This window comes from Micromonospora sp. NPDC049151, assembly GCF_040648395.1.
Taxonomy (GTDB): Bacteria; Actinomycetota; Actinomycetes; order Mycobacteriales; family Micromonosporaceae; genus Micromonospora.
In genome coordinates, this window is record NZ_JBEZDP010000012.1 from 96,020 (window position 1) to 111,967 (window position 15,948).

The window sequence follows — 15,948 nt, forward strand, 5'->3', positions numbered from 1 at the left end:
CGGAGCCGTCTCAGTCGACCAGAACCAGGTTGGCCATGTCGACCACCGGCCGGAAACCCAGCCCGGCATAGAGCCGGTTCGACACCGGGTTGGCCTGGTCGGTGAACAGGCACACGCGCGCGCCCTCGGCCGTGAGCAGCCGGCACACCTCGGCTACCGCGTTGCCGGCCCAGCCGCGCCCACGCTGCTCGGGTGGCGTGTAGACCGGCCCGATCCGGGCCACGCCGAACGACGGCGGGTTGGCGGCGGTCAGGTGCACCGGGACGCCCGACCCGTCGGTCCAGAACCAGACCCGCCCGTCCCGGATGCGGCGCAGCAACTCGGCGCGGTCGGGCGTCTCGTGTGCGCTGGTGCCGGGCGGGCGGCCCGCCTGCTCGTCGGCGTCGGCCGTGAACGCGCCGAACCACGCGGCGACCAGGTCGACCTCGTCGGGCCCGGCGGCCCGCAGCGCGCCGGGCACCGGGGCCGGTGGCGCCAACTGGTCCAGCACGTGCAGCCGGGTGTGCTGGCCGACCTCGACCCGGCCGCCGTCGAGGCGTGCGACCTCGTCGGCGCAGGCGCGCGCGGCGGGCAGCGCGCCGTTGACCGCGCGGATCCGTTCGCCGCGCCGGTGCCACGCCCGCGCCAGCGCCACGGCGGCCTCCGGCGGCATCGGCAGCAGGAACGCCGGCCGCGGCGGGAACGGCGCGGTACGCATCGCGGCGCCCACCACCGCCCCGGAGCCGTCGCGCACCACCAGCCACCAGTCGTCCTCGGGCAGCGCGACGCCCTCGGCGCGGCGGGCCGCCATCCGGCGCGTGACGCTGGCGACGACGGTGTTGATCACCGGGTCGGCGGCAAGGTACGCCTCGGCGGCGGCGAGGAACTCGTCCGGGTCGGTGCAGAAGTGCAGGGTGGGCGCGGCGGTCATGCGGGCACCGTAGTCACTGCCCTCGGCCGGGTCGTAGCGGTTTTCCCGCCCCCTGCTCAGGGGGCGATGCGCAGCCGGCGGATGTGGGTGTCGTCGTACTCCTCGAACCGGAACCGCAGCCCGGCGAACGGGCTGCCGGGGAAGTCGCCGCTGATCGTCGCCGTCACCACCGTGCCGGCCGGCGTCTGCTCGACGTCGGTGATTTCGTACGACACCAGCGGCGTGCCGCTGCGCCAGGCGCGGATCTCCGCGATCCCGCGGTGGGTGCGGCCCTCGTCCTCGACCACCGCGTCGTCGGCGAACAGCGCGAGGTAGGGCTCCTTGTCGGCCTGGCCGGCGAGCGCGAAGTAGCGGCGGACGATCTCGGGCGGGTTGCTCATGGGCGCGATGCTAGGCGCCGGGACCGACAAGAAGCGCCGTGACGGTGGCGGCGGTGGCCAGCACGGCGAGCACGGCGCTGGTCGCCACGAACCGGCCCAGCGGCACGGCCACCCCGGCGGCACGGCAGCGCTCGTACCAGATCAGGGTGGCCAGCGACGCCCACGGTGTGGCCAGCGGGCCCACGTTCGTGCCGATCAGCAGTGCCAGCAACTGGGTGTGCCGGTCGACGGCGATCACCGCCTCGCCGGCCAGGTACGCGGGCAGGTTGTTCACCGCGTTGCTGAACAGCGCGCCGACCGCGCCCGCCCGCAGCGCCCCCTCCGCGCCCGGGTCGGTGCCGATCAGCGTGCCCATCACCGTGTCCAGACCGTGCCGCCCGATGGTCTGCACGACCAGGAACAACCCGGTCACGAACACCAGCAGCCGCCACGGCACCAGCGCGAGCCGCAGCCGGTGCCGGGCCCGGACCGCGAAGCCCGCGACCAGGATCGCGGCGGCCACCCCGGAGGCGACGCCGATCTCCACCCCGGCGAGGATCCCGGCGACGAACAGCAGGCAGGCGGCGAGCGCGGTGCGGTAGAGCACGCGGTCCGGCGGCACGTACGGCCGCGGCGGGACGAACGGGTCGGCCCCGGCGCGCGCCGGACGCCAGTACCACCGCCACAGCAGCAGCGCGGTCACCGCGACAGCGACCAGTTGCGGCCACCACATCCGGGCCGCCCACGGCACCGGGGCCAGATCGACCCGGTCACTGGCCAGGATGTTCGTCAGGTTGGACACCGGCAGCAGCAGGCTCGCCGTGTTGGCCAGCCACACGGTGGTCATGGCCAGCGGTGTCGGCGGCACGTTCAGCGCCCGCGCCAGCGCGATCATCACCGGCGTGAGCAGCACCGCCGTGGTGTCCAGGTTGAGCGCGATGGTGGTCACCGAGGCGAAGCCGACGCAGAGCCAGAACAGCGCCCGGAAACTGCCCCGCGCGGTGACCGCCACCCGGGTCGCGAGCGCGTCGAACACCCCGGCCACGGCGGTGAGCTCGGCCAGCACCACCACCGTGCCGAGGAAGATCAGGATGGGGACGACCCGCCGCATCGTGCCCTCGGCGTCGGCGCGGGGCAGCAGCCCGGTGAGCACGCACACCACCCCGAGCACGGCCAGCCCGATCGCGATCCAGTCCAGCACGTGCAGGCGGCCCCAGCGGGAGCGGTCGGGCACGGCGTTCGGCGGATCGCCGGGGGTCTCCACGAGGGATGATCCTCGCACACGCCGGCGCGGGCGGAGGAGCCCGACGCGGCCACGATCCGAGCTGCCGACGGTGTCGATCCGTTGACCGTCGGTGGTCATAATGACCATGTGGTTGTAGGCGCGCACCCCACCCGGACCGACCGCCCCATCGATTTCTTCATCAGCTACTCGCCGGCCGACGAACGCTGGGCGACGTGGCTGGCGTGGGAGTTCGAGGCCGCCGGCTACCGCACGCTGCTGCAGGCGTGGGACTTCGTCGCCGGCACCAACTTCATCGACTTCATGGACCGCGGCGTCCGCGAGGCCGAGGTGGTGGTGGCGGTGCTGTCCGAACGCTACCTGCACTCCACCTACGGCAAGCTGGAGTGGCAGGCCGCGCTGCGCGCCGACCCGGACGGCACCGGCAACAAGCTCGTCACGGTACGCGTCGAGGACTGCCCGATCGACGGCCTGCTCGCCACCATCACCTATGTGGACCTGGTCGGTGTGGACGACCCGGCGCAGGCCCGCAACCGGGTGCTCGACCGCATCCGGGAGGCGCTGGACGGCCGGGCCAAGCCGATGCGGCAGCCGGCGTTCCCGCACCACCCGGCCGACCCGCACGGGGTGCTCGCCGCGCCCGCCACCGGAGCGCCGGCACCCCGCCGCGCCCGGCGTACCCCGATCAACCCGCCGCCGTTCCCGCCCGCCGCGACGGCCCCGCCGACGGCCCGGGACACAGTGACGGTGCTCCAGGTCGCCGGGCCGCGGTTCGGCCGGGGCGTGATCACGCCCGGTGCGCCGGTCACCCCGGGCGAGGTGCAGGAACACCTGATGGGGGACCTCACGCTGCTGATGAACGACGGCGTGCCCCGGCCGGACCTGCTCGTCGTCGCGGGCAACCTCACCGAGTCGGGCAGCCCGCGCGAGTTCTCCGACGCGCTGAGCTTCCTCACCGGCCTGCGGGTGCTGCTCGGGCTGGAGCCGCACCGCCTCGTGGTGGTCCCCGGCCCGCGCGACGTGACGATGGCGGCCTGCCGCGCGTACTTCGCCACCTGCGAGGCCGACGACGTCGACCCGCAACCGCCGTTCTGGCCGAAGTGGCGGCACTACGCGCGCCTGTTCGACGACCTCTACCAGGGCCTCGACGACCGGATCTTCGACAGCGAGCAGCCCTGGACGCTGTTCCCGGTGCCCGACCTGCGCGTGGTGGTGGCCGGGCTGAACTCCACCATCGCCATCACCCACCGTGAGGAGGACCGGTACGGCTTCCTCGGCGAGGCGCAGTCCAGCTGGTTCGCCCAGCGGCTGCGCCACTACCAGCAGTCCGGCTGGCTGCGGCTGGGCGCGATGGCGCACGCCCCCGGCGCGCGCAGCCCGTACGCCGACGAGGTGCCGCCGGACCCGGTGTCGCTGCGCGACCGGGGCTCGGTCAACCGGCTGGTCGGCCCGATGCTCAACCTGCTGCTCTCCGACGCCGCGCCGTCGGCCCGGGTCGACCCGGTGGTGCCGCTGGCCGCCGCGCCCCGCGACGGCCGGGCGCAGGTGCTGCGGCTCGGCGTCGACGGGATGACCCGCTGGGTGCTCGGCCGCGACGACCGGCTCGACGGCGGCACTGTCACCGCGGTGTCCTGGCCGCGCGCCGAGGCCACCTTCGGCGCGTCCGGTCCGGCCCAGGTGCCCGACCCGCGCCGCCCGGTCGCCGTCGAGGGGGCCACCCAGGGTGCGGCGGCCGCCGCCGCGCCGGTCGCCCCGGTGCGGCGGCTGCTCGACCGGCTCGCCGAGGTCTGCGAGGCGCGCTACGACCGGGTGGTGGTACGCCGCGTCGACACCGACCCGCCGCACCTCTACATCAGCTACCGCTCCGACGGGGTGGTCCGCCAGCAGCGCGTCGGCGCGCACGTGGGCACCCCCACCGCCGCCGACCTGGACGCCTTCGCCCGCCGGGTCCACGCCACCGACCCGGACATCGCCTCCGAACTGGTCTACGACGGCGACCGGGTGCCGCGCGGGCTGGCCGAGGAGGCGCAGCGCCGGGGCGTACGCGTGCTGCACCTGACCGAGTTCCAGGGCCTGCTCGACCTGCGCGAGTACGTCGCGGCGCAGACCGCCCGGCTCCAGGCCGACCGGCTCTACCCGCCCGGGCAGTACGTGCCGCAGCGCTACCGCCACCTGGTCGGCGCCGACCAGCGCGTGCGCGACGACGTGGTGGACGAGCTGCTGGAGACCGTCTCCGCGCCGGACGGCCGGTTCGTGCTGGTGCTGGGCGACTTCGGCCGGGGCAAGACGTTCGCCCTGCGGGAGGTGGCCCGCCGGCTGCCCACCGCCGCGCCCGACCTGATCCCGATCCTGGTCGAGCTGCGCGCGCTGGACAAGGCGCACTCCGTGGACGGCCTGGTCGCCGCGCACCTGGCCAACCACGGCGAGCAGGTGATCGACCTCAAGGCGTTCCGCTACATGCTGCGCCAGGGCCGCATCGTGCTGCTGTTCGACGGGTTCGACGAGCTGGTCGCCCGGGTGACGTACGACCGGGCGGCCGACCACCTGGAGACGCTTCTCCAGGCGGCCGAGGGCAACGCGAAGATCGTGGTGAGCAGCCGTACCCAGCACTTCAAGACCAACTCGCAGGTGCTGACCGCGCTCGGCGAGCGGGTCGGCCTGCTGCCGCACCGGCGCGTGCTGGCGGTGGAGGACTTCACCCCCGGGCAGATCGAGGCGTTCCTGCGCAACCGGTACGGCGGCGACGAGCGGGCCGCCCGCGAGCGGATGGACCTGCTCGCCGGCGTGAAGGACCTGCTCGGGCTCTCCCGCAACCCGCGCATGCTCGGCTTCATCGCCAACCTCGACGAGGGTCGGCTGGCAGCGGTGGCCGGTGCGGGCGGCACGTTCAGCGCCGCCGCGTTGTACCGGGAGATCCTGGAGTCCTGGCTGGACTTCGAGGAGCGCCGTACCCAGGGCATCCCGGGCGCCCCGGTGAGCCTGCGCCGGCCCGAGCTGTGGCAGGCGGTGAGCCGGCTGGCGTTCCAGCTGTGGGAGAGCGGCGAGGCCTACCTGCGTCTGGCCGAGCTGGCCGAGTCCACCGGTCAGCTCGCCGGGCGGGCCGACTCGCGGCTGTCCGGCCCGCAGGCGGCGCACGCCGTCGGCGCGGGCAGCCTGCTCGTCCGCACCGACGACGGCCTGTTCGGGTTCATCCACACCTCGGTGATGGAGTGGCTCGTCGCCGAGGGCGTGGCCGAGCAGATCAACAGGGGCGAGGAACCGGCCGCGCTCGCCGTACGGTCGCTGTCCGCGCTCGCCGTGGAGTTCCTCGGCGACCTCGCCGACCCGGCCCGCTGCACCGCGTGGACCGCCCGGGTGCTCGGCGACGAGTCGGCCGGGGAGACGCTGCGCGCCAACGCGCTGCGGCTGTCCGCCCGGCTGCGCCTGCCCGACCGGGCCGACCTGCGTGGCGCGGTGCTGCGTGGCGAGGACCTGTCGCACCGCGAACTCGCCGGAGCCGACCTGACCGGAGCCGACCTGACCGACGCGCGGCTGGTCGCCACCAACCTGACCGAGGCGCGGCTGGAACACGCCCGCCTGCGGGGCGCCCGCCTGGACCAGGCCCGCCTGGCCGGGGCGGACCTGCGTGACGCGGAGCTGGCCGGTGCGCGGCTGTTCCGTACCGACCTGCGCGGCGCCCGGGCCGCGGGCAGCAGCTGGCACCGCACCGCGCTGATCGACGTCAGCGCCGACGCGGCGCTGCTGCGCGCCCCGGAGCTGCGCGGCGCTGTCGTCGCGCCGGGCCGGCCGGTTGCGCCGGGCCTGGCCCCGCCCGCCGTGGGCGTCGGCTACGGCTTCGAGGTGGGCCGGCTGCCGGTGCCGGTGGCGTACAGCCCCGACGGCGCGGTGCTGGCGGTCGGTAGCGACGACGGCGGCGTGCTGCTCTGCGACACCGCCACCGGGCTGCCGGTGCGCACGCTCCAGGGACACCGGTCCCGGGTGTACGCGGTCCGCTACGACGCCGCCTCCCACCAGCTCGTCACCGGCTCGGCCGACCTGACCGTACGGCTGTGGGACGCCGACCACGGCGACGTGCGGCACGTCATCGAGGACGTCTTCGCCGGCTGGGTGTGGCCGCTGCTCACCGACGGCCGCCGGGGCCGCCTGGTGGTCGGCGACGCGGCGGGCGTGGTGCGGCTCTACGACACCCGCGGCGCCCGGCTGCGCCACGAGTGGCCCGGCCACGCCGCGCCGATCTGGGGCACCTCGTTCAGCCCGGACGGGCGGCGGGTGGTGGTCGCCGACAGTGCCGGCACCGTCCGCGGCTGGGACATCCCCACCGGCAAGCTGGCGTTCGAGGTGCAGGAGCCCGAGGTGGTCTACCGGGTGGTGCATTCGCCGGACGGCCGGCTGCTGGCCGCCGTCGGGCAGCACGGCCGGGTCTGGATCCGCCGGGCCACCGACGGGGAGTTGCTGCGCGCGCCGCGCGGCCACGAGGCCGACGTGTACGCCCTGGACATCAACCCGGACGGCACGCTGATGGCCACCGGCGACACACACGGCGCGCTGCGGCTCTGGGAGACCGAGACGGGCCGGCCGGTCCGGGTGCTGGGGCGGCAGCGGGGCGCGATCTACAGCGTCCGGTTCAACGGCGACGGCAGTCTGCTCGCCACCGCCGCCAGCGACGGCGCGATCCAGCTCTGGGACACCGACGACGGGCAGGTGCGGCACGAGCTGACCCGGCACCGCGGCTCGGTCTGGCCGGTGGTCTGGCGGCCGGACCAGAACCAGGTGGCGACCAGCAGCAACGACGGCACCACCCGGCTGTGGGACGTGCGTACCGGGCAGCTTCAGCACACGCTGCGCGGGCACGGCCGCAAGGTCACCGCGCTGTCGTTCCGCGACGACGGCGAGGTGCTGGCCGCCTGTGGCAACGACGGCGTGATCCGGCTCTGGGAGCCGCGTACCGGCCGCCTGCTGCGGCAGCTCGCCAGCCCGGCCGACCGGCTGCTGTCTGTCGTGTTCTGCCCCGAGGAGCCGCTGGTGGCCACCCCCAGCGGCGACGGCGGCGTGCACCTGTGGAACACCGACACCGGCGCCGACGAGCGCGAACTGAACGTGGACACCGACCACGTCTGGGCGGTCGCGTTCAGCCCCGACGGCGACGCCCTCGCGACCGCGAACGACGACGACACCGTACGCCTCTGGTACCGCCGTACCGGCCGGCACTTCGCCACGCTCACCCCGCACCGGGGGCGCGTGCGCACCGTCGCGTTCAGCCCCGACGGCGAGACCATCGCCACCGGCTGCGACGACCAGACGGTACGGCTCTGGGACGCCGCCACCGCCACCTGCCGGCTCACCTTGGAACACCACACCGACCGGGTCTACTCGGTCGGCTTCAACAGCGAGGGCACGCTGCTCGCCAGCGCCGGCAACGACGGCACGGCGGTGGTCTGGGACGCGGTCACCGGCGAGCGGCGCCTGGTGCTCACCGAACACGACGGCCGCCTCTGGTCCTGCGCGTTCAGCCCGGACGGCAACCTGCTCGCCACCGCCGGCGACGACCTGGTGATCCGGCTGTGGGATCCGGTCACCGGCCGCCTGCACGGCACGCTGGCCGCGCACACCCGACGCGTCTGGTCGGTGCACTTCAGCCCGGACAGCAGCCTGCTCGCCAGCGCCGGTGACGACGGCACGGTACGGCTGTGGGACGTCGCCGACCCGGAGCACGCCCAGCTGCGGACCACGCTCATCGGGCTGCCGGACGGGTGGGCGGCGGTCAGCCCGGACGGCCGGTACAAGCTGGACGGTGACCCGGGCGGCCAGTTCTGGCACGTGATCGGCACGTGCCGCTTCGAGGTGGGCGAGCTGGACCCCTACCTGACCCAGGTCCGCCGCCTGTCCGTGGACGCCCCCTTCTGACCTCGCCCGCCCCGTCGATCAAGGAGTTCGTGTCCGGATCGGACGTCGTCTCCGGCACGAACTCCTTGGTCAACTCGGGGCAGGCGGGGGAGGCGGGGCGGCAGGTCCGGTCCAGCGGATCTCGCCGTCGTGCCACACGTCGGTGGGGGCCAGGCCGCAGGCCGTGGCCACCGCGGCCGACGCGCGGTGGTCGGGATGGATGTGGGCCACGAGGGTACGCACACCGCGCCGCCCCAGCCAGCCGGCCATCCCACGGGCGGCCTCGGTGGCGATCCCGCGCCCCTGCCACTGCGTTCCCACCACCCAGGCGATCTCCGCGACCGGTCCCGCGGTGGCCGGTGCCGCCTCGTCGAGGTGCCGGTGTCCTACCGCCCGCGCGCCCGCCGTGGCGGCGTCCGTCACGGTCCCGTGTGGCTCGGTGACCGTGGCCTGGACGAAGCCGGCCAGCCGGCCGCCGTCCCGGAGCCGGATGACCCAGTTGCACCACGACTCGGCCGGGTCGGGTGAGCCGGCGACAAGCCGTTCGTAGCGGGCCCGCAACGCCGCGGGGGACGCGGGCTCGCCGCCGATGAAGGTGTGCAGCGCCGGGTCGGCGAGGACGGCGGCCATCTCCTCGGCATGCTCGACACTCAGCGGCAGCAGATTCAGCCGCGCGGTCGGGATCGGTTCCGGCGTGAACCCGCCCATCGACGCCGGCGCGCCGGTCACTTCATCCATGATCGCGCTTCCAGGAGATCGATGACCTGGTCTCGCGGCAGCGAAACGGACCTCACGGTATCCCAGCCCGCCCCGAGAAACGCAACGCCATTAGCGAACCACAGCCCCGGCCAGCCAGCCTCGATGATCTTGCAGTTTGTGCCCGGGTGAATGGGGCATTCGGGGCGCCGCTCGGGCCGAAAGTGCAAGATCGCGGGGAGAGAGGGAGGGGCGGGGGCGCCGGGGCGGGCGGGGTGCCGCCCGCCCCGGGTCGGGGCACCGGTCAGCGGCGCCACTTCTGGTTGGGGGCGCCGGTGCAGTCCCAGATCTGCAGCCGGGTGCCGTCGGCCGAGCTGGGACCGGTGGCGTCCAGGCACTTGTTGGCCTGCGGGTTGACGATGTCGCCGGCCGCGCTGAACACCCACTTCTGCGCGCCGGTGCCGTTGCAGTCGTAGAGCTGCACCTTGGCGCCGCTCGCTGTCGACCCGGCGGCCACGTCGAGGCACTTGCCGAGCGCGCGTACCGAGCCGTCGGCGTTCCAGGTCCAGCGCTGGGCGGCGGTGCCGTTGCAGGTCCAGAGCTGCACCGGGGTGCCGTTCGCGGTGTTGGCGCTCGCCACGTCGACGCACTTGTCGCCGTACCCGACGATCTGCCCGCCGGTGCCTCCGCCGCCGTTGTCCCAGGCCTGCACCCGGACGTAGTCGACGGTCATGGTCTGCGGGAACGTGGTGCCGCCGTCCGGCGAGCCGGGCCAGTTGCCGCCGACCGCCACGTTCATGATCATGAAGAACGGGTGGTCGAAGACCCAGCGGTTGCCGCCGATGTCGGCGGGCGTCTTGCGGGAGTACGCGACGCCGTCGAGGTACCAGGTGATCGAGTCCGGCGCCCAGTCCACGGCGAAGGTGTGGAAGGCATCGGCGAGCGCCTGGCCGCCGGGTAGCGAGGTGGACGCGCCAACGCCGCTGCCGCCGGAGTAGCCGGGGCCGTGCAGCGTGCCCCAGACGGTCGACGGGGCGTAGCCGACGTTCTCCATGATGTCGATCTCGCCGCTGCCGGGCCACGGGTTCGTGCCGATGTCGTTGCCGAGCATCCAGAACGCGGGCCACAGTCCCTGTCCACGGGGGACCTTGATGCGCGCCTCGAACCGCCCGTACGCCTGGGCGAACGTGCCGTTGGTGAGCAGCCGCGCCGAGGTGTACTGGCAGGTGCCGTACCAGCAGTTGTAGCCGCCGGGGTTCTCCCTGCGGGCGGTGATGACCAGGTTGCCGTTGCCGTCCAGCGCGGCGTTCCGGGTGCTGTTCGTGTAGTACTGCAGCTCGTTGTTGCCCCAGCCGCCCCCGCCGATGTCGTAGCGCCACTTGCTCGCGTCGGGGGCGGCGCCGGCCGGGCCGTTGAAGTCGTCGGACCAGGTGACCGCGCCGGGGGCGGCGATCGCGGGGGAGTCGGGGACGGCGGCGAGGGCGGCGGTGAGGCCGACCGCCGTCACCGCCAGGGCGGCGAGGGTACGGATGGTGCGCACGGGGCGCCTCCTGCGGGGGATGGTGGCCGTCACCGTCGCGGCGGCCGGCCCCGCCCAACGGTTAACAAACCATACAGATAGACTTCGATGAAGGTATGAACGAAGTCGGTCGATGTCAAGAGAGCGCTTCCCGCTGGGGCTCCGGCGTCGGCTCGGGCTCGCGCTGCCGCACCACGGTGGGCCGGCGCATGTCCCGCCACGGGCCGCCCAGCAGCGGAGTGAGCACGACCAGCAGGTAGCAGGCGCCCATCACGACGAGCGTGGACGTCGGGCCGAACCGGTCCGCGGCGAATCCCGCGCCGACCGCGCCGGCCGGCATGGCCGCCCATGCGCCCGCGCCGATCACGCCGTACACCCGGGCCCGCATGGCCGGCGGCACCCGCTCCAACTGGACCGCGCCCATCAGCGGATTGAGCGCGCCGGCGGCCAGCCCGGCCACCGCCACCACGGCGGCCACCACCGGCAGCGGCGGCGCGGCGGCGAGCGCCCACAGTGGCGGGGCACCGCACAGCACGTACGCGGTGACGAACGTGGCCCGGCGGGGCAGCCGGTGACCGATCGCGCTGAACACCAGCGAGCCGACCAGCGCCCCGCCACCCATGACGCCGACCAGCAGGCCGAACGCGGCCGGCCCGCCGAGTTCCCGTTCGGCGACCACCGGCAGCAGCACCTGGCTCTTGGCCGCGTCGAACAGGTTGGTCACCAACACCAGCAGGACCATGGCGCGCAGCAACGGCTCGCGGACCAGGAAGCGCAGCCCGGCGGCGAACTGCCGCCAGTAGCCTCCGGTCTCCGGCTCGCTCCCGTCGTCGGACGGTCGCAGGCCACGCGGGACCAGCAGCGTCACCACGAGCGCCGACACGGCGAACGTCACCGCGTCCAGCGCCAGCACCGGCACCGCCCCGAACACACCGACCAGCAGGCCGGCCAGGGGTGCGCCGATCATCCGGGCGCCGCGCGAGGTCGCGTCCTCCCACCCGGCCGCCCGCTCGATCGGCACCCCCGCCGCCGCCGCGGCCTCCGGCAGCAGCGCGGTGCGCGCCGTCTGCCCCGGCGTGTCCAGCAGGCCGCTGACGAAGACCAGGGCCAGCAGCGCCGGGAACGGCAGGCCGACCGTGGCGTGCAACAGGGGCACGGCGGCGATGGTCACGCCGGAGACCACGTCGGCGAGCACGCTGGAGCGCCGGTAGCCGATCCGGTCGACGAGCACCCCGCCGAACGCGCCGCCGAGCACCACCGGCGCGGTGGCGAACGCGCCGGCAAGCCCGGTGGCGGCCGGTGAGCCGGTCTCGGCCAGCACGTAGAGCGGCAGCGCGATGAGCGTGAGCACGTTGCCGGTCAGCGAGACGGCGTGCCCGATCAGCAGTCCGGCCAGGGGCCGGCGGTCGCGGGTCACTGCGGCCCCCGGTACGCCTGCCAGATCAGCGTGACCATCTCGGCGCCGGGCCGGCCGGGTGCGCCGCGCTCCTGCCAGCGCCGGCCCAGCGCGGACAGTTCGTCGCGCAGCTCGACCAGTTCCTCCGGCGTGAGGCGCAGCACCATGTCGCTGCTGGTGGTGCCGCGTACCCAGGCCGGGTCGAGGCTCGCCTCGGCGTCCAGGTACGCCTGGTAGCGGTCCGCGTAGCGTTGCATGGCGGCCTGGCGCAGCAGGTTGCCGGCGAGGTGGCGCTCCGGGTCGTCGAGCAGTTCGAGGGGATCCCAGTCGGTGGTGGCGTGCGCGGCCCGCCACCACCGCTCGCGCCGGTCCCGGGCCAGCTCGGGCGCCCCGGTGACGAAGCCGTGCTCGGCCAGCTTGCCGACGTGGTAGCTGACCGAGCCGACCGCCTCGCCGGTCCGCTCGCTCAGCATGCCGACCGTCTGCGGGCCGCGCAGGCGCAGCTCGCCGAGCAGTCGCAGCCGGGTGGGGTGGGCCAGTGCCCGCATGGCTCGCGGGTCGCTCACGCGCCGGTTGCCGGTTCCGTCGGTCATGCCGCCAGGCTAGACCGACAAGACATGATGTACAAGATGTCTTGTATTTATCGTGATGCCTCCGGGGTGTGGCGGTACAGGTCGCGCAGCAGGCACACCTCGGACAGGTGGTGGATCATCTCCCGGTTGATGTGCAGCACCAGCGTGGCCATCGGCACGTCGGCGAACGGCCCTTCGGCCGGGCCGCAGGGGCGGGACAGGCCCTCCTCGCCGAGCGCCTCGACCCCCGCCGTCCAGGCGGCGTACTCCTCGTCGAGCTGCGCCAGCGCCCCGGCGGCGGTCGGGGAGTAGGGGAACGAGCCGTAGTCGGTCGGCGCGCGGCCGAAGTGCGACGCGTTGCGCACGGCGAGCACGCCGACGATGACGTGGGCGAGCCGCCAGGCGATGGTGGTGAACGGCGGCGGATCGGGCTGCGGCATCGCGAAGTCGATCGCCGGGATGCCGCCGTCGCCGCGCGGGCGCACGCTCCAGCAGCCGGGGACCGGCTCCCAGAGGTATTCGTCGTCGGTCAGCCCGGCGAGGCGGTCGCGCAACTGGTGGGTCCAGTGCCAGGTGAGCTGTTCGCGGAGCAGCGGGTTCCAGGTCAGGTCGCTCATGCGCCTCAGGGTGCCACCGCCCTGGGACAGAAAGCGGCGCGCTCAGCCCCGCCGCGCCGCCGTCCGGCCCTTGAGCCGGCGGCCCATCTCCCGGGCGATCTCCCGCTTGGCGTCCCGTTCGGCAAGCGCCTGGCGCTTGTCGTACGACCGGCGGCCCCGCGCGAGGCCCAGCTCCACCTTGGCCCAGCCGTCCGCGAAGTACATCGACAGCGGCACCAGTGTGATGCCGCCGTCGCGCAGCTTCTCCAGGATCCGGGCGATCTCCACCCGGTGCAGCAACAGTTTGCGGGTGCGCCGGGGCGCGTGGTTGGTCCAGGTGCCGAAGCCGTACTCGGCGATGTGCAGGCCGTACAGCATGATCTCGCCGTCGCGCTCCTGGGCGAACGCGTCGACCAGCGACACCCGCCCCTCGCGCAGCGACTTCACCTCCGTGCCGGCCAGTACGATGCCCGCCTCGTACGTCTTGAGGATGTCGTAGTCGTGCCGTGCCTTCTTGTTCGAGGCGATCAGCTTGCGCCCGTTCTCCCTGGCCACGCGAGCAGGGTACCGGTCGGCGGCGGCTGCGGGCCGGTCGCCGGGCGCGTCGCGGCCACCCAGCCGGTGGCAATCAGCAGCAGCGCGGCACAGTAGGTGATCATCACCAGCAGGCCCCGCCCGGGCAGCTCGATCCCGGCCGCGCCCACGCCGATGAGCAGGTCGGAGACGAGGAAGAGCGCCCCGCCCACGGCGACCCGGGCGGACACCCCGGTCGCGGCGGCGGCCATCAGGCACAGCGCGAGGCTGTAACCGAGCACCGGCAGCCGCAGTGGCCCGAGCATGCCCCAGAGCAGCGCGTTCGCGCCCGCCCAGGCGAGCAGGTAGCCGGCCCACGCCACGGCCCGGGCCCGCCGGTACCGCACGAAGGCGGTGATGAACGCGATCTGGGTGACCAGGAAGAAGCCCATGCCGGCCAGGAACGCGGTGTCGCCCCGCAGGAGCAGGGCGACGTCGCCCGCGGTGGCGGCGACCAGGCCCACCGCCACCGCGTCGATGCGGCGCCGGTGCGCCAGGAGGTACGCCAGCAGCACCGGCGCCAGCAGCGGCTTGGCCAGCCACTGGAGCGGTGTCGAGTCGAGCGCGACGCCGGTCAGCTCGACGGCGGCGACCAGCCCGAACAGGGGCAGCAGCCAGGAGCGCCTCATCGGGCGGGCTGCCAGCCGGGACGGCCGAACAGGTAGCCGAGGCGGTGCCGCCAGCAGTCGGCCCGGCGTACGTCGGACCAGATGGCGGCGAACTCGTGTGTTGCCACCCGCAGCGGGTTGTAGGTGCCGATGTTCCGGGTCAGCCCGTAGCGCACGGTGGCGCGCTCGGGCTCGAAGCTGCCGAACAGCCGGTCCCAGACGATCAGGATGCCGCCGTAGTTGCGGTCCAGGTACTCGGTGTTCGAGCCGTGGTGCACCCGGTGGTGCGACGGCGTGTTGAAGATCCACTCAATCGGCCGGGGTAGCACGTTGACCCTCTCGGTGTGCAGGAAGAACTGGTAGAGCAGGCTGATCGACTGCTGCAGGAAGATCATCCACGGTGGGATGCCGAGCAGCGCCAGCGGCAGCCAGAACGGCAGCGAGGTCATCGGCGTCCAGCTCTGCCGCAACGCCGTCGACAGGTTGTAGTAGACGCTGGAGTGGTGCACGACGTGGCTGGCCCAGAGCACGCGTACCTCGTGGTGGGAGCGGTGGAACCAGTAGTAGGCCAGGTCGTCGGCGAAGAACAGGATCACCCAGGTCCACCAGTCGCCCGGGGACAGCTGCACCGGCGCCACGGTCCACAGCGCCGCGAACAGGCCGACGGTGAGCAGCTTCCACGGGAAGCCGATGATCTGGCTGCCCAGCCCCATGGACAGGCTGGTGGTGGTGTCGCGCAGCTCGTAGCCGCGTTCGTCGTCGTCGGGCAGGAAGCGGTAGGAGACCGCCTCGATCACGATCAGGAGCAGGAACGCCGGCACGGCGTACAGCACGGCGGGGATCATGCGCGCGCTTCCCTTCCGGGGGTGGGGGTGGTGGGGGTGGTGACCGGCGCGGTCAGCAGCGCCCGGGCGTGGCGGGCCGCCGCCGTGCCCTGACCGGAGGCGACGGCCGCGGCGAGACGGCGGTGCCCGGCGACGTCGAGCAGTTCGGCCGCGCGGGCGTCCGGGGGGACGTCGCCGACCGCGAAGGTGCCGGCCACCAGGCTGTTGAACGCGAGCTGGTAGGCGGTGTTGCCGCTGCCGCGCACGATCAGCCGCCAGACGGCGATGTTCGCCTCGTTCATCAGGTCCAGGTCGGGGGCGAGGTCGCCGTACTCCTCGGCGGCCCGCACCACGGCGGCGACCACAGCCGCGTCCGCGCGCTCGGCGCAGAGCCGGGCCGCGTCGATCCCGACGCAGGCCCGCATCTCCAGCATGTCACGCACCAGCGTCTCGACCGGGAGTACGTCACCGGAGCGCGCGAGGGACAGCGCCAGGTCCAGCCCGGCGTGCACCCGCCAGTCGAGCACCCTCGTCGCGCCGCCCTGGCTGACCCGGACCAGGCCGAGCTGTTGCAGGCGGCGCAGCGCCTCCCGGACCGCGTGCCGGTTGACGGCGAACGCACCGGCCAGTTCCCGCTCACCGGGCAGCGTCTCGCCCGGCGCGTAGCCGCCGGACACGATCGCGTCACGAATCCGGCCGAAGACGTGGTCGGAGACCGAGACACGAGGCGCGGGATCGAAGGCCATGCGCAGCAGTGTGGCCTCGGACA

General features: G+C 74.0%; 13 protein-coding genes. 1 reads left to right on the forward strand and 12 read right to left on the reverse strand.

Going from position 1 to position 15,948, the window contains the following annotated elements:
• Positions 1 to 10 precede the first annotated feature (10 nt).
• The 3 genes from AB0B20_RS16265 to AB0B20_RS16275 are packed head-to-tail and all read right to left on the reverse strand — an operon-like array spanning position 11 to position 2,533.
• Positions 11 to 910, reverse strand: a complete 900-nt coding sequence (locus AB0B20_RS16265; RefSeq protein WP_357471405.1) for a GNAT family N-acetyltransferase — start codon at positions 908 to 910, stop codon at positions 11 to 13.
• A gap of 56 nt (positions 911 to 966) precedes the next feature.
• Positions 967 to 1,290 carry a nuclear transport factor 2 family protein gene (locus AB0B20_RS16270; RefSeq protein ID WP_073828537.1) on the reverse strand — a complete coding sequence of 108 codons (324 nt, stop codon included), beginning with the start codon at positions 1,288 to 1,290 and terminating at the stop codon, positions 967 to 969.
• 10 nt (positions 1,291 to 1,300) lie between these two features.
• Positions 1,301 to 2,533, reverse strand: a complete 1,233-nt coding sequence (locus AB0B20_RS16275; RefSeq protein WP_357471408.1) for an SLC13 family permease — start codon at positions 2,531 to 2,533, stop codon at positions 1,301 to 1,303.
• A gap of 108 nt (positions 2,534 to 2,641) precedes the next feature.
• On the opposite strand from AB0B20_RS16275, the gene AB0B20_RS16280 reads away from it, so the two are divergent.
• The gene (locus AB0B20_RS16280; protein ID WP_357471413.1) at positions 2,642 to 8,416 is read left to right on the forward strand and encodes a TIR domain-containing protein; all 5,775 of its coding nucleotides are present in this window, start codon (positions 2,642 to 2,644) and stop codon (positions 8,414 to 8,416) included.
• A gap of 69 nt (positions 8,417 to 8,485) precedes the next feature.
• On the opposite strand, the gene AB0B20_RS16285 is transcribed toward AB0B20_RS16280, so the two are convergent.
• From AB0B20_RS16285 to AB0B20_RS16325, 9 genes are all read right to left on the reverse strand, one after another.
• Complete coding sequence (locus AB0B20_RS16285; protein WP_357388717.1) at positions 8,486 to 9,133, reverse strand: GNAT family N-acetyltransferase; 648 nt, start codon at positions 9,131 to 9,133, stop codon at positions 8,486 to 8,488.
• Between the two features lie 262 nt (positions 9,134 to 9,395).
• Positions 9,396 to 10,631 (reverse strand): family 16 glycosylhydrolase, encoded by a 1,236-nt coding sequence (locus tag AB0B20_RS16290; protein WP_357471416.1) that lies wholly within the window; start codon positions 10,629 to 10,631, stop codon positions 9,396 to 9,398.
• Positions 10,632 to 10,746: 115 nt separating this feature from the next.
• Complete coding sequence (locus AB0B20_RS16295; RefSeq protein ID WP_357471419.1) at positions 10,747 to 12,027, reverse strand: MFS transporter; 1,281 nt, start codon at positions 12,025 to 12,027, stop codon at positions 10,747 to 10,749.
• Positions 12,024 to 12,599, reverse strand: a complete 576-nt coding sequence (locus AB0B20_RS16300; protein WP_357388711.1) for a helix-turn-helix domain-containing protein — start codon at positions 12,597 to 12,599, stop codon at positions 12,024 to 12,026. Before AB0B20_RS16300 ends, AB0B20_RS16295 begins: the two co-directional genes overlap by 4 nt.
• 47 nt (positions 12,600 to 12,646) lie before the next feature.
• Entirely contained in the window at positions 12,647 to 13,195 is a 549-nt protein-coding gene (locus AB0B20_RS16305; RefSeq protein ID WP_357388709.1) for a DinB family protein, read from the reverse strand.
• Between the two features lie 42 nt (positions 13,196 to 13,237).
• Positions 13,238 to 13,729, reverse strand: a complete 492-nt coding sequence (smpB, locus tag AB0B20_RS16310) for an SsrA-binding protein SmpB (protein ID WP_013286513.1) — start codon at positions 13,727 to 13,729, stop codon at positions 13,238 to 13,240.
• A complete protein-coding gene (locus tag AB0B20_RS16315; protein ID WP_357388707.1) occupies positions 13,702 to 14,376 on the reverse strand; it encodes a lysoplasmalogenase in 675 nt (224 codons plus the stop codon). The genes smpB and AB0B20_RS16315 overlap by 28 nt, the downstream gene beginning before the upstream one ends.
• On the reverse strand, positions 14,373 to 15,200 hold the full coding sequence (locus AB0B20_RS16320; protein ID WP_357388705.1) for a sterol desaturase family protein: 828 nt from the start codon (positions 15,198 to 15,200) through the stop codon (positions 14,373 to 14,375). Before AB0B20_RS16320 ends, AB0B20_RS16315 begins: the two co-directional genes overlap by 4 nt.
• Entirely contained in the window at positions 15,197 to 15,925 is a 729-nt protein-coding gene (locus tag AB0B20_RS16325) for a GntR family transcriptional regulator (protein ID WP_357388703.1), read from the reverse strand. Before AB0B20_RS16325 ends, AB0B20_RS16320 begins: the two co-directional genes overlap by 4 nt.
• Positions 15,926 to 15,948 lie beyond the last annotated feature (23 nt).

Excerpts from the sequence above, each read along its gene's own strand:
- AB0B20_RS16315 (WP_357388707.1), bottom strand. The coding sequence starts at position 14,376 with ATGAGGCGCTCCTGGCTGCTGCCCCTGTTCGGGCTGGTCGCCGCCGTC.
- AB0B20_RS16270 (WP_073828537.1), bottom strand. The coding sequence starts at position 1,290 with ATGAGCAACCCGCCCGAGATCGTCCGCCGCTACTTCGCGCTCGCCGGC.
- AB0B20_RS16325 (WP_357388703.1), bottom strand. The coding sequence starts at position 15,925 with ATGGCCTTCGATCCCGCGCCTCGTGTCTCGGTCTCCGACCACGTCTTC.
- AB0B20_RS16265 (WP_357471405.1), bottom strand. The coding sequence starts at position 910 with ATGACCGCCGCGCCCACCCTGCACTTCTGCACCGACCCGGACGAGTTC.
- AB0B20_RS16320 (WP_357388705.1), bottom strand. The coding sequence starts at position 15,200 with ATGATCCCCGCCGTGCTGTACGCCGTGCCGGCGTTCCTGCTCCTGATC.
- AB0B20_RS16305 (WP_357388709.1), bottom strand. The coding sequence starts at position 13,195 with ATGAGCGACCTGACCTGGAACCCGCTGCTCCGCGAACAGCTCACCTGG.
- AB0B20_RS16285 (WP_357388717.1), bottom strand. The coding sequence starts at position 9,133 with ATGGATGAAGTGACCGGCGCGCCGGCGTCGATGGGCGGGTTCACGCCG.
- AB0B20_RS16300 (WP_357388711.1), bottom strand. The coding sequence starts at position 12,599 with ATGACCGACGGAACCGGCAACCGGCGCGTGAGCGACCCGCGAGCCATG.